The organism is Paenirhizobium cremeum (assembly GCF_047553425.1).
GTDB lineage: Bacteria > Pseudomonadota > Alphaproteobacteria > Rhizobiales > Rhizobiaceae > Allorhizobium > Allorhizobium cremeum.
On sequence record NZ_CP180217.1, the window covers coordinates 2,891,089 to 2,904,586 of the forward strand.

The 13,498-nt window shown below is 62.1% G+C and carries 11 protein-coding genes; 7 read left to right on the top strand and 4 right to left on the bottom strand.

Features of this window, described 5'->3' with window-relative positions; translation table 11 throughout:
- Nucleotides 1-3 precede the first annotated feature (3 nt).
- The 4 genes from ACLBKR_RS14210 to ACLBKR_RS14225 all read right to left on the bottom strand — a co-directional run bounded on the left by ACLBKR_RS14210 (nucleotide 4) and on the right by ACLBKR_RS14225 (nucleotide 4,784).
- The gene (locus ACLBKR_RS14210; protein WP_113340822.1) at nucleotides 4-1,644 is read right to left on the bottom strand and encodes an ABC transporter substrate-binding protein; all 1,641 of its coding nucleotides are present in this window, start codon (nucleotides 1,642-1,644) and stop codon (nucleotides 4-6) included.
- 49 nt (nucleotides 1,645-1,693) lie between these two features.
- Nucleotides 1,694-2,749 (bottom strand): dipeptidase, encoded by a 1,056-nt coding sequence (locus ACLBKR_RS14215; protein WP_113340823.1) that lies wholly within the window; start codon nucleotides 2,747-2,749, stop codon nucleotides 1,694-1,696.
- A 208-nt stretch (nucleotides 2,750-2,957) separates the two neighbouring features.
- On the bottom strand, nucleotides 2,958-4,382 hold the full coding sequence (locus ACLBKR_RS14220; protein ID WP_414899448.1) for an amidase: 1,425 nt from the start codon (nucleotides 4,380-4,382) through the stop codon (nucleotides 2,958-2,960).
- A gap of 54 nt (nucleotides 4,383-4,436) precedes the next feature.
- Complete coding sequence (locus ACLBKR_RS14225; RefSeq protein WP_414899449.1) at nucleotides 4,437-4,784, bottom strand: hypothetical protein; 348 nt, start codon at nucleotides 4,782-4,784, stop codon at nucleotides 4,437-4,439.
- Nucleotides 4,785-4,804: 20 nt separating this feature from the next.
- Here ACLBKR_RS14225 and ACLBKR_RS14230 point away from each other — a divergent pair, with 20 nt between their 5' ends.
- From ACLBKR_RS14230 to ACLBKR_RS14260, 7 genes are all read left to right on the top strand, one after another.
- Complete coding sequence (locus ACLBKR_RS14230) at nucleotides 4,805-5,905, top strand: ABC transporter ATP-binding protein (protein WP_414899450.1); 1,101 nt, start codon at nucleotides 4,805-4,807, stop codon at nucleotides 5,903-5,905.
- Nucleotides 5,906-5,907: 2 nt separating this feature from the next.
- Entirely contained in the window at nucleotides 5,908-6,828 is a 921-nt protein-coding gene (locus ACLBKR_RS14235; protein WP_112829305.1) for an ABC transporter permease, read from the top strand.
- Nucleotides 6,821-7,630: an ABC transporter permease gene (locus ACLBKR_RS14240; protein WP_113447718.1), complete on the top strand. Its 810-nt coding sequence runs from the start codon at nucleotides 6,821-6,823 to the stop codon at nucleotides 7,628-7,630. The genes ACLBKR_RS14235 and ACLBKR_RS14240 overlap by 8 nt, the downstream gene beginning before the upstream one ends.
- 17 nt (nucleotides 7,631-7,647) lie before the next feature.
- Entirely contained in the window at nucleotides 7,648-8,682 is a 1,035-nt protein-coding gene (locus ACLBKR_RS14245; protein WP_112829303.1) for an extracellular solute-binding protein, read from the top strand.
- Nucleotides 8,683-8,755: 73 nt separating this feature from the next.
- Nucleotides 8,756-9,937 carry a serine hydrolase domain-containing protein gene (locus tag ACLBKR_RS14250; RefSeq protein WP_113447719.1) on the top strand — a complete coding sequence of 394 codons (1,182 nt, stop codon included), beginning with the start codon at nucleotides 8,756-8,758 and terminating at the stop codon, nucleotides 9,935-9,937.
- A 22-nt stretch (nucleotides 9,938-9,959) separates the two neighbouring features.
- Entirely contained in the window at nucleotides 9,960-11,633 is a 1,674-nt protein-coding gene (locus ACLBKR_RS14255) for an amidohydrolase (RefSeq protein ID WP_113447720.1), read from the top strand.
- 70 nt (nucleotides 11,634-11,703) lie between these two features.
- Nucleotides 11,704-13,377, top strand: coding sequence for an amidohydrolase (locus tag ACLBKR_RS14260; RefSeq protein WP_113447721.1), 1,674 nt, complete (start codon nucleotides 11,704-11,706; stop codon nucleotides 13,375-13,377).
- Nucleotides 13,378-13,498: the final 121 nt, after the last annotated feature.

The following is a 13,498-nucleotide window of genomic DNA, read 5'->3' on the forward strand; positions in this document are numbered from 1 at the left end:
AGCTTAGTCCTTGGAGACGGTATAGACGAAGTTGGTATCGAAGCTCGGGCCGAGCTTGAAGCCCTTGAGCTTGTCGGAATAGCCGGCGACCTCGATCTGCTGGAACAGCATGACGAATGGTCCGGTGGCGAGCACCTGCTTCTGCAGGTCTTCGTAGATCGCCGCACGCTTGGCCGAATCCTTCTCCAGAAGGGCGGCCTGCGTCTTGACGGTCAGATCCTTCGGGTCCCAGGCATTGCGCCATGCCAGCGTCTTGTTCTTGCCTTCGTCGGAATTGTCCGGATTGAAGGTGAAGGTCTCGGCGTTGGAGTTCGGGTCGAAATAGTCCGAGCCCCACTGGCCGATATAGATGTCGTGCTGGCGAGCACGGTACTTGGTCAGCGTCTGCTTACCGTCGCCCGGAATGATTTCCAGCTTGATGCCGGCCTGGGCAAGCGTCTGCTGGACGTTTTCGGCGATGCCGGTCACCGGTTGGTTGTTGCGCACATCCATGGTGACGGTGAAGCCGTCGGCAAGGCCAGCCTTCGCCAGCAGTTCCTTGGCCTTGGCAACGTCGAGCTTGTAGGGCTTGTCTTCGAGCGCACCGAGCTGGCCGGCGGGCAGGAAGGTCTGGTGAATGCTGCCAATGCCCTTGATGAGGGTTTCGCCGATCGCATCGTAGTCGACGAGATACTTGAAGGCCTCGATGACCTCGGGCTTCGCCAGCTTCTCGTTTTTCTGGTTGAGGCTGAAATAGTAGAGCGTGCCCTTCGGTGCGGACGTCGTTGCGATGCCTTCCTTCTTGGTCACGGCGTCGAGGTCGCCGGGCTCGAGGTTGCGCGCAACGTCGATGTCGCCGTTTTCAAGGGCGAGGCGCTGGCCGGAACTTTCCTTCATGTGGCGATAGATGACGCGGGCGAGCTTCGGCTTTTCGCCGAAGAAATTGTCGTTCCGCTCCAGCACCACGACTTCGTTGGCACGCCATTCGCGGATCTTGAACGGACCGGACCCGGCATAGCCGGTCTTCAGATATTCGTTGCCGAAGTCGGTATCGTACTTGTATTCGTCGGTCGGCGTCACCGGCTTGGCGTTTTCCATCACCAGCTTCTTGTCGACGACAGAGGCAACGGTGGAGGTCAGCACGTTGAGCACGAAGCTCGGTGCATAGGCCTTATCGACTGTCAGCACGAAGGTGGTTTCGTCGGCGGCCTTCGCCTTTTCGGTGATGTTGTCGCCGGTGAGGCCGAACTGGGTCAGCAGGAAGGCCGGGGACTTGTCGAGCTTGACGGCGCGTTCGAAGGAGAAGGCGACGTCTTCGGCGGTGATCGGGTTGCCGGAGGCGAATTTCAGGCCCGGCTTGAGCTTGAAGGTATAGGTCAGGCCGTCATCGGAAATCGTCCAGCTGTCGGCCAGCTCGCCGACGACCTTCGACGTGTCGTTCATGTCGAGATTGACGAGCTTCGAATAGGTGTTGGCCGTGACCTCGGCGGTCGAAAGCTCGAAGGCCTCGCCCGGATCGAGCGTGATGATATCGTCAAAGGCAAAGCCCTCGACCAGCGTGTCGGCGGGCGTAACGGCAAAAGCCTGCGGTGCTGCCGCCAGCAGCAAGGCCATCGCCGCGCTGGTCGTCATCAGGCGCATACGCCTGCTCAGCGAATTCATCATCGTAGTATCCCCTGTTTGTTAGGTTGGTGCCCTTCGGGCAACCGCTGGCTTATTCGTGCCAGGCGGATGCCAGAACCCTCAGCCAGTTTTCCCGGCAGATTTTTTTCAACTCCTCGTCAGCGTATCCGGCGGCTTTCAGGGCCGCAACCAGTTTCTGGTTGCCGGCCGCGTCGGCGATATCGGCCGGAACGGTCGCCCCGTCGAAGTCGGAACCGAGCGCCACGCAATCGATGCCCATGCGGTTCACGAGATGGTCGATGTGACGGATCATGTCGGAAAGCGGCGTCTTGGCATCGTCGCGCGCATCGTCGCGCAGCATGGTCACGGCATAGTTCAGGCCGACGAGACCGCGGCTTTCCCTGATCGCATCGAGCTGCTTGTCGGTCAGGTTGCGCGCCACCGGCGTCAGCGCATGGGCATTCGAATGGCTGGCGATCAGCGGCTGGTCGCTGACCTTCGCCACGTCCCAGAACCCCTTTTCGGTGATGTGGGCGAGATCGACCAGGATGCCCATCCGGTTGCAGGCCTTGACCAGCTCGAAGCCGAGATCGGTGAGCCCCGGCCCTGTGTCGGGAGACATGGGAAAAGCAAACGGCACGCCGTGACCGAAGATGTTGTTGCGGCTCCAGACCGGCCCGAGCGAACGCAGGCCGGCGGCATGGAAGGTTTCCAGCGCGTCGAGATCGTCATCGATGGCCTCGCAGCCTTCCATGTGCATGACGGCAGCGAAGATACCCTCTTCCATGGCCCTGCGGATTTCCGCGGTCGAACGGCAGAGACGCCACGCACCCGCCCGGTCGAGACGCAATGCGATCGACGCCATGTCGAGCGCGATGTCGAGCGAGGGCTGGCGCTGCAGCGGCGCTTCGAGAGGGGTCGCATAATGCCCTTTCTCGTCCGGCTCCTTCAGAACGAAATCGCCACCCGTCGAGGGGATGTAGATGGCACAGAGGCCGCCGGCCAATCCGCCCGCCTTGGCGCGGGGGCCATCGATATGTCCCTCGCTGGTGCCGTTGCGGAACTCGGCGACCGGATCGGTCCCGTTTGCTCGGCTCCGCCAGAGCCTCAGCAGGACGTCATTATGTCCGTCGAACACCAGTTCCATCGAAAAGCACCTGTAATTACAAAACCTTGACGAAGCGATCGTCGTCGAACCATTTCACCGTAGCAAGCCGTCGGCGCCGCTTCAGCGATCTGATATATTAATGGTTGGACCAAAATCCCGGCGTGTTCAAGTACAAAAAAAGATTGCGAACAACACCGCCGTTCATCGACAGCCAGACGCGAAACGAGGGCTGGAGACGCACGAAACCTCATTCAAGAGAAGGTTTCCTGCAAAGCCAGTCGGTTGCCCGCTCATAGGCCTGGGCCAAATCCAGAACCGCGGCATCGGCGCGCGGCCGCCCGACGATCTGAATGCCTGCAGGCAATCCGCCCGGCCCGAAACCGGCCGGCATGGCCGCAACTGGCAAACCGGCCATGCTGGGTCCGATCACCACCTCCATCCAGCGATGATAGGTATCCATCTTCCGCCCATCGATTTCGCGCGGCCATGGGATATCCGCATCGAAGGGAAACACCTGCGCGGCCGGCAGGACCAGGTAGTCGTGACGTTCGAAAAGCCGCAGCATCGTCTGGTACCAGGCCGTCCTGACGGACGATGCCTCATAGATATCGTCGGCGGTCACCTTGAGGCCGGTGCGGATCTCGAACAGGATTTCGGGTTTGAGAAGCGCGCGTTCGGCCGGGTTCTCGTAATGGCTGCGAAGCGACCCGGCCGTCAGCCAGCCGCGCAGCGTCGTCCACGCCCACCACAGGCGTTCCATGTCGAAATCCGGGAGAACCTCGCTGACCCGGCATCCCATCCGCTCGAAAACCGGAAGTGTTGCCCGGCAAAGTTCCAGCACGCCGGGCTCGAACGGCAGGTATCCGCCGAAATCGCCGAGCCAGCCGACCCGGAGCCCCTTCGGATCGAAATCCGCGCGAAGCCGCACAGGCTCCTCGGCAAGCGACAGAGGATCACGACCGTCATGGCCGGACTGAACGTTGAGGAGCGCGGCAGCGTCAGCGACGCTGCGCGCCATCGGCCCGAGAACCGAAAGCTGGTTCATGTAGGCATCCTTGCCCGGCAGGCCGGGAATGCGCCCGAAACTCGGCCTGAAGCCGACGACGTTGTTGAACGCCGCAGGATTGCGCAGCGACCCCATCATGTCGCTGCCGTCGGCCACCGGCACGAGCCTTGCGGCAAGCGCCGCCCCTGCCCCGCCGCTCGAACCGCCGGCGCTCCTCGCGGTGTCATAGGGATTGCGCGTCACGCCGAAGACCGGATTGTAGGAGTGCGATCCAAAGCCCCATTCCGGCGTATTGGTCTTGCCGATCACGATTGCCCCGTCGCGTCTGATCCGCTCCACCTGGATATCGTCGAAATCCGGCACGAAATTCCTGTAGATCGGAGAACCGTAGGTGCAGGTTATGCCCTTCGCTTCGCTCAGATCCTTGATCGCGAACGGCATGCCATGCAGCCATCCGTGCGAGCGCCCTGCGGCAAGCTCCCGGTCCCGCTCGCGCGCATCGGCCAAGAGGTCTGCGGGCTGCCTGAGGCTGACGATGGCATTGATCTGCGGATTGATCCGCTGAATGCGCTCGAGAAACCGTTCCATCGCCTCTTCGCAGGTGATGCGCTTGTGGTGGATGGCACGGGAAAGCGACAGGGCATCGAGGTCGGCGGGATCGGTCACGTCATCATTCCAGGCTGGAGGATGCGGCCATCAGAAGCGCTTGCGCAGCATCCGTCAAGGATTGCCGATGGCAACGACCGGCGGAGTGAAGGCGACGGCGGAAAAATCTCCACAGGGCCTGAAATAAAAATGGTCAATCGACCAATTTTGAGGCAACATGCCGAAATCCTGCCCGTTCACGGCAGGATCGCCGAGACCGGAACGATGGGAGCGCTCCGCGGCGAAAAGGAGGAAAATGGCGAGAGTCCGGGCCGTGAAGGTCAAGGGACGCGCCCAAGGGGAGGATTCCGGATGCATTTCAGGGCGTGGCACGCTTATTGCGTCGATGTCTAGGGTCAGTAAGCGCAGGGCGGCAGCCTTGCCGCATGCCGGCTGAAGTGAAACAGTGCCGGAAAATTCCACCTAAAAACCGGGGATATTTCTTGAGTTCGACATCGAAGAAGGCCGCGATCGAAATCCGCGGGGTAAGCCGGCTCTACGGCGCCGGAAACGCACAGGTCACCGCCCTTGGCGGAGTCTTTCTCACCATTCAGGAAAATGAATTCTTCACGTTGCTCGGCCCCTCCGGTTGCGGCAAGACCACGCTTCTGAGGCTGATCGCCGGCTTCGATTTTCCGACCTCCGGCGAGATCCTGCTGCATGGCGAGGACATCGCGCCGCTGCCCCCCTTCAAGCGCCCGGTCAACACCGTCTTCCAGTCCTACGCGCTCTTTCCGCACATGACGGTTGCGGAAAACATCGCCTTCGGCCTGAAGATGCTCGGACGCCCTGCCGACGAGCTCAGGACGCGGGTCGCCGAAATGCTGGAACTCGTGCACATGACGCCGATGCGCGACCGCCAGGTCAGCCAGATTTCCGGCGGCCAGCAGCAGCGTGTGGCGCTCGCCCGCGCGCTTGCTCCCAAACCGAAGGTGCTGCTGCTCGACGAACCGCTTTCGGCGCTCGACTACAAGCTGCGCAAGGAAATGCAGATCGAACTGAAGCGCGTGCAGGCCGAAACCGGCATCACCTTCATCTTCGTCACCCATGACCAGGAGGAAGCGCTGACCATGTCCGACCGCATCGCGGTCATGTCGGCCGGCTCCGTCCGTCAGGTGGGTAGCCCTTGGGAGATCTACGATCATCCGGCCGAGCGTTTCGTCGCCAACTTCATCGGCGAGACGAATTTCCTCGAGGTCGAGGTGGTTTCCATCGAAGGCACGAGCGCCAGGGTACGTCTGCGTTCCGGCAAGGAGATCCCCGCGACCTTCCCCGAACAGACGAACCCGAACGGCAAGGTGACGATCGTGATACGCCCGGAACATGCGGCGCTGATGGAACCGTCAGCCGATGCGACGCTCTCCGGCGTGGTCGAAAGCATCGTCTATCTCGGCACGGATACGGCCATCAACGTCCGCCTCGACGGCGGCTCGCTGTTCACCGTGCGCCAGCAGAACAGCCGCAGCGGCCCGTGCGGCTATAGCGAAGGCCAGACCGTCGGCATCAAGCTCAGCGACGATGTCGCGCAGATCCTGAAGGACTGAGGATGAGCGGAGCACAGCAAGCAGCCGAAAATGCCAGACGGCGGGATATCCGCAACCGCTGGCTTCTCAGCGCCCCGGCGCTTCTGATTATCGGTCTGGCCGGCGTCGGCCCGCTCTTCATCGTCCTCGTCTATTCCTTCCTTGCCCCCGGCAATTACGGCGATGTGAAATGGGAATTCTCGACCGAGGCCTGGTTCAACGTGTTCCTGCAAAGGGACATCTTCGATAACACCCTGTCCCTCGCCGATGCCCATGTCAGCATCCTCTGGCGCTCGATCAAGCTGGCGTTGGCGACCACGGTCCTGTCGCTGATCCTCGGCTTCCCGACCGCCTACTTCATTGCCAGCCGGCCGGCGAGTTATCGCCAGGTCTGGCTGTTCCTGATTACCATTCCCTTCTGGACCAACATGCTGATCCGCGGTTTCGCCATTCAGGAAATGATCCGCAACGAAGGCCTGGTGAACACGGTCCTGATGAAGCTCGGGGTGATCTCCGCGCCGATCCAGATGCTCTACACCGACTTCGCCATCCTGCTCGGCATGGCCTATGTCCACCTGCCGCTGATGGTGCTGCCGCTTTACGCCAGCATGGAAAAACTGGATTTCCGTCTCGTCGAGGCCGGTTACGATCTCTATGCAACGCGCTTCCAGGTGTTGCGGCGCATCATCATTCCGCTGGTGAAGCCCGGCATCATCGCCGGTTCGATCCTCGTCTTCATCCCGGCGCTGTCGTCCTACGTCATCCCGCGCATCCTCGGCGGCGGCAAGAACCTGATGATCGGCAACCTGATCGAGCTGCAGTTCGGCCAGGGCCGCAACTGGCCGCTCGGCGCCTCGCTGTCGATCACGCTGGTCATCATCGTGCTCGCCGCCATGCTCTACTACGTGAAGAACGCCGGAAAGACGGGAGGCGGCCATGCGTAATCGCTTCGATATCCGGGTACAGCCGGGCTTCGCCACCATCGCGATGCTCTGCTTCTTCATCCTCTATCTGCCGATCGCGACACTGGTCGTCTATGCCTTCAACTCGGGCTCGTCCATCGCCCGATGGGAAGGGTTCTCGCTCCAGTGGTTCGCGGCGGCCTGGAACAATACCCAGGTGATAGAGGCCTCGATCCGCTCGGTCGAGATCGCCACCTTCGCCGCCGTGATCGCGACCGCCGTCGCCACGCTTGCAGCCATCGCCACGACCCGGACGGAGGCCTATCGCGGCCTCACCTTCAAATATTCCTTCATCAACATGCCGCTGATGGTGCCGGAAATCGTCACCGCGGTGGCGCTGCTCATCCTCTTCTCGCGCATCAAGGTCTGGACCGGCTATTCCGGCCTCGGCTATCTCATCATTGCGCATACGGCTTTCTGTGTGCCGTTCGCCTACCTTCCGATCAGGGCGCGCCTCGAAAACATGGATCTTTCGCTGGAGCGCGCCGCCGCCGATCTCTATGCGACGCCGTTCAAGGCCTTCCGCTACATCACGCTGCCCCTGCTCTGGCCGGGCATCCTGGCCGGCCTCATGCTTGCCTTCGTCATCTCCCTCGATGACGTGGTCATTACGGAATTCGTGAAATCCGGCGGTCAGGACACCCTCCCGACCTACATGCTGGGCCAACTGCGCCGGTCCATCACGCCGGAGATGAATGCCATCTCGACAGTATTTCTGCTGCTGTCGCTGGCGGTTGTCACGATCTTCTTCTTCCTCAGCAGACCCAACGAAAAAACCGAGTGAACACAGGAGTGGGAACCATGAAGCATACCCTGAAGCTTGCCGCCAGCCTGGTGGCCCTGATGGCCTCCGCGGCGATCGCCCACGCGGAAGGCGAACTCAACATCTACAACTGGGGCAACTACACCAACCCCGAACTCATCAAGAAGTTCGAGGAGACCTACAAGGTCAAGGTCACGCTCACCGACTACGACAGCAACGATACCGCGCTCGCCAAGATTCGCCAGGGCGGCCATGGCTTCGACATCGTGGTTCCCTCGGCCAGCGCCCTGCCGATCTTCATCAACGAAGGACTGCTGCTGGAATCCCGTCCCGACCAGATGGAGAACTTCAAGAACGTCGATCCGCAGTGGGTTGACGTGCCGTTCGATCCGGGCCGCCACTACTCGGTTCCGTGGCAGTGGGGCACGACCGGCATCGCCGTCGACAAGTCGGTCTATTCCGGCGACCCGAACACGTCCGCGATCTTCCTCGACCCGCCGCCGGAACTGGTCGGCAAGGTCAACGTCGTTCCGGAAATGTCCGATGTCATGCACATGGTCGTCACCTATGCCGGCGGCGAGCCCTGCACCGGCGACCTGACCGTTCTGAAGAAGGCCCGTGACCTGCTGGTCGCCGCCAAGCCGAAGTGGATCTCGATGGACTACGGCACGGTCGAAAAATACACCAAGGGCGACCTCGCCGCTTCGGTCGACTGGAATGGCGCCACCTTCCGCGGCCGCCTCGCCAATCCGAACATCGTCTACGGCTATCCCAAGGAAGGCTACCCGATCTGGATGGACAACGCCACCATCCTGAAGGACGCCAAGAACGTCGAAAACGCCAAGCTCTTCCTCAACTTCATCATGGACCCGCAGAACGCCGCCATGATCTCCGCCTTCGCGCGCTATGCAAACGGCATCAAGGGTTCTGAAGCCTATATGCCGGAAGACATGAAGACCGCGCCTGAAGTCAACATTCCGGAATCGGCCAAGGCAGCCGGCAAGTTCAACCTCGCCTGCGCTCCGGAAGTTCAGGAACTCTACACCAAGATCTGGACCGAAGTTCAGAAGTAAGCCTGTCCATATCGATGCCTGCATCAAGACGGGGGAGCCTTCACGGCTCTCCCGTTTCAGGGAAGTGTTTTTCATGACCACGGAATTCAACAGTGCCCATGGCTTCGAGCGCCGCGACGTGACGCTCGCCAACTGGCGCACCGCTCCTTTCAGCCGCTGGAGCTTCCAGAACCTGCGCGAGATCGTGCCGACCGCCGAGATCCGCGCGACGGCAGAGCAGCCGGAAACGACGCTTGAAAGCGCGCCCCTGCTGGACGCACCGCTGGACACCGGCATTGCCGACGCAAAGACGCCCCGCGCCTTTCTCGATTATGCCCATACCGATGCCTTCGTGATGATGAAGGGCGGTCGGATCGTCGCCGAACACTATGCGGCCCATTGCCATGTCAATGCCCGCCACATCGTCTTTTCCATCTCGAAATCGCTGACCGCCCTCGTCTCCGGCATCCTCGAAGGGCAAGGCGCAATCGACCCTGACCGCCCGGTGACGGATTATCTCCCCGAGGCGAAAGGCTCCGTCTATGGCGACTGCAGCTTCCGCGACGTGCTGGACATGCGCGTCAGCCTCGATTTCGAGGAGGCCTATCTCGACAGGATGGGCGCCTTTGCCCGCTATCGCCGCGCGACGCTTTGGAACCCGGCGGAACCCGGCACGCCAACCGAAACCCTTCTGGAATTCCTGCTGACGCTGAAGAAGGCCGACCGCGCCCATGGCGGACGCTTCTACTATGCCTCGCCCAATTCCGACCTGCTCGGCATCCTGATCGAGCGCGCCAGCGGCCGCCGCTATGCCGACCTTTTCTCCGATCTTTTATGGAAGCCGCTCGGTGCGAAAAACCATGCACTGGTCAGCGTCGATGCAGCAGGTTCGGCCCGCTCGGCCGGCGGCGTCTGCGTGACGGCCCGCGATCTTGCCCGTATCGGCCAGATGCTGCTCGATGGCGGCACGGCGGGTGGCCGGCAGGTCGTGCCCGCCGCATGGGTCGAAGACATGAAGACCGCCGGCGACCCGGAAGCCTGGAAACAGGCCGGCCCGACCTTCCTGCCCAACGGCCGCTACCGCAGCAAGTGGTACCAGTCCGGCGAGGCCGACGGCGCATTCTGCGCAATCGGCATCCACGGCCAATGGCTCTATGTCGATCCCTCGACCGAAACCGTGATCGTCAAGCTCTCGTCGCAACCCAACCCGCTGGACGACGAACTGAAGCACGACAACTTCGCCTTCTTCCGCGCCATGTGCCGTGCGGCGGCCTGAAGCCTCAATCTGGATAAAAGACATGACTAAAACCGCAGACATCATCATCACGAACGCCAGGGTCCTGACCATGGACAGCGACAGCCCGAAGGCGGAAGCCGTCGCGCTTTCCGGCAACAGGGTTCTCGCTGTCGGCACCGCCTCGGAAATCGAGGCCCTTGCCACCGCTTCGACGAAAATCGTTGATGCCGGCGGCGCGACGGTGATGCCGGGCTTCAACGAAGCCCACATGCACATCTTTCCCGGGTCGGTCTCTCTTCGCCAGCTCAACCTGCACGGCGTCGAAGGCTTCGAGGCGCTGAAGGCTGCCATGCTGGAATATGCCGCCGCCAATCCGGACGAGCCCCTTCTGATGGGCTTTTCCGCCGACTATTCGATCATCGGCCTAAACCAGCCGGTCACCCGCCAGCATCTCGACGCCATCATCCCCGACCGTCCCTTCATGATGTTCGCGCCGGACCATCACACCGCCTGGGCCAACACTGCCGCGCTGGAAAAGGCGGACCTGCTTAACGGCAAGGATGTCGGCGTCGGCAACGAAGTGGTGATGGGTGAAGACGGACTGGCCAGCGGCGAACTGCGCGAAGGCAACGCCTTCGGTCCCGTCGCGGCGCTGGCCTCGACCGGCGGCCGCGAAGAACTCGGCATGGTGACCGGCATGGACCCGGAAAACGTCACGCCCGAGCAATACGCGCTCGACCGCGCCATCCTGAAGAACGGTCTCGAATACTGCGCCTCCTGGGGCGTCACCTCTATCCAGAATTTCGACGGCAACCACTACCAGCTCCGCATCATGCGCGATCTGGAACAGGCCGGCGAATTGCCCGTCCGCATCCGCATTCCCTTCCACATGAAGAATTTCATGGACCTTTCGGAGCTGGACAAGGCCGCCGAATGGAAGAAGGAATTCGCCACCGACATGCTGCGTGGCGATTTCGTCAAGGTGTTCATGGATGGCGTGATCGACAGCCAGACGGCCTACATGCTCGATGGTTATGGTGATCGCCCGGGTTATACCTACGAGCCGCTGTTCACGCCTGAAGTTTTCGATGCCATCGCCATCAAGGCTGACGGGCTGGGCTTGCAGATCGCCGTGCATGCGATCGGCAGCGCCGCAATCCGCCAGACACTTGACGGCTTTGAGGCTGCGCTCAAGGCAAACGGCAAGCAGGACCATCGCCACCGCATCGAGCACATCGAGGTGATCCATCCCGACGATATCCCGCGCTTCAGGGAACTCGGCGTCGTCGCCTCGATGCAGCCCGTGCATTATCCGGGCGGCACATGCTTCCCGCCCGAACCGACCACCGCAAGGATCGGCGAGGATCGCTGGCCCTATGCCTATGCATGGCGGACGATGAAGGACGCTGGCGCGACGGTCGTTTTCGCATCCGACTGGCCGGTCTCCCCGGTCTCGCCCTTCCAGTGCATCCAGGATGCGCTAACCCGCAAGCCGTGGAAGGACGGGCTGCCCGATCAGCGCTTCACGCTGGAGGAATCGCTCGAAGCCTACACCTCCATCGGCGCATGGGTGGAATTTGCCGAAGACCGAAAGGGCAAGCTGAAACCCGACTTCCTCGCCGACGTTGTCATCCTCTCCCACGATATCGAAAGCGTCCCGGCCGACGAGATCATGGCAACCGTTCGCGCGGTGACCACGATCTGCGACGGACGCATCGTCTATCAAGCGGCCTGACCAGCTTCTGCCGCCCACCAGCCGGGCGGCAGAAACCGCCCCAACCGGAATTTCAACGGACGAGCCAATCATGACCGCGACCGCCGACCTCATCATTCACAACGCCTGCATTCTCACCATGGATGACGAAAGCCCGCGGGCCGAAGCCATCGCCATTGCGGGGAACAGGATCTTGGCTGTCGGCAGCGATGCCGGGATTCTGCCGCTCGCGAAGGCGGGGGCGCGGATCGTCGACGCCGGCGGCGCGACCGTCCTGCCCGGCTTCAACGAAGCCCACATGCATATCTTCGGCGGCTCGGTCGGGCTGGGCGAACTTTCCCTCTTCAAGGTGCAGGGTTTCGAGGCGCTGAAGAACGCCATCCAGACCTATGCCGCCGCCAATCCCGATCTTCCGCTGCTGGTCGCGCAATATGCCGACTACACCGTGATTTCGGAAGAGGAGCGCGTCACCCGCCACCATCTCGACCGCATCGTTCCCGACCGCCCCTTCCTGATGTTCTCGCCGGACCATCACACGGCCTGGGCGAACACGATTGCACTGGAAAAGGCGGGCATCCTGCACGGCCGCGATGTCGGCGTCGGCAACGAGATCGTCATGGGCGAGGATGGCCTGGCGACGGGAGAACTGCGCGAAACCAACGCCATTCGTCCGGTTTCCAGCATGAGCGCGACGGGCGGCCGTGAGGGGCTGGGCGTCGGAACCGGCGGCGATCCGGAGCACGTGACGCCGGAAGAACGCGCCGGCGACATCGCGGTCATCAAGCGCGGCCTTGCCTATTGCGCCTCTCTCGGCATCACCTCGTTCCAGAACATGGACGGCAGCCTCTACCAGCTCGAAATGCTGCAGGAGATCGAGGACACCGAGGGGCTACCGGTCCGCGTCCGCATGCCGTTCCACATGAAGAACTTCATGCCGCTCTCCCATCTGGAGGAAAAGGCGGCTGTCTGGCGCGAACGTTTCGACACCGACAAGCTGCGATGCAACTTCGTCAAGATGTTCATGGATGGCGTCACGGAAGGCGAAACCGCCGTCTTCGTCGACGACTACAGCCACAAGCCCGGCTGGAAGGGCGAGCCGCTGTTTTCCGCCGGGCATTTCAATTCCATCGCGGTCGAAGCCGACAGGCTTGGCCTGCCGGTCGCGGTGCATGCGATCGGCGACGGCGCGGTCCGCATGGTGCTCGACGGCTACGAGGCCGCCATCGAAGCGAACGGCAAACGCGACAGCCGCAACCGCATCGAGCATATCGAGGTCGTCCATCCCGACGATATCCCGCGCTTTGCCAGGCTCGGCACCGTCGCCTCGATGCAGCCGACCCATCCGCCGGGCTCGGCCGGCCTGCCGCTCGAACCCTACCTCACCTATATCGGCCGCGAACGCTGGCCCTACGCCTTCGCCTGGAAGGCGCTGGTCGACGCCGGCGCGAAGATCGTCTTCGCCACCGACTGGCCCGTCTCGCCGCTTGCGCCCCTGAGCTGCATCGGCGACGCGATGACCCGCAAGCCCTGGGCTGAGGATATGCCCGATCATCGCCTTTCCCTGATGGAAACCCTTGCCGCCTATACCCGCACAAGTGCCTGGGTAGAATTCATGGAAGACCGGAAGGGCAAGTTGAAAGAAGGCTTCCTCGCCGATATCGTCGTTCTTTCCGGCGATATCGAAGCATGCCCGGCCACAGAAATCGCAGCCCTCAAGCCGGTGGCGACCATCTGCGACGGCCGCATCACCTACGAGGCACCCTGACGAGGACATGAAAGACGACAGCAGACGATCGGCCGGAACTCCCGCGGCCGGAACTCCCGCGGCAAGAAGTCCCGGTGCGACGAAGAAGGGGATAGAAACCCGCGCACGCATCATCAGGGGC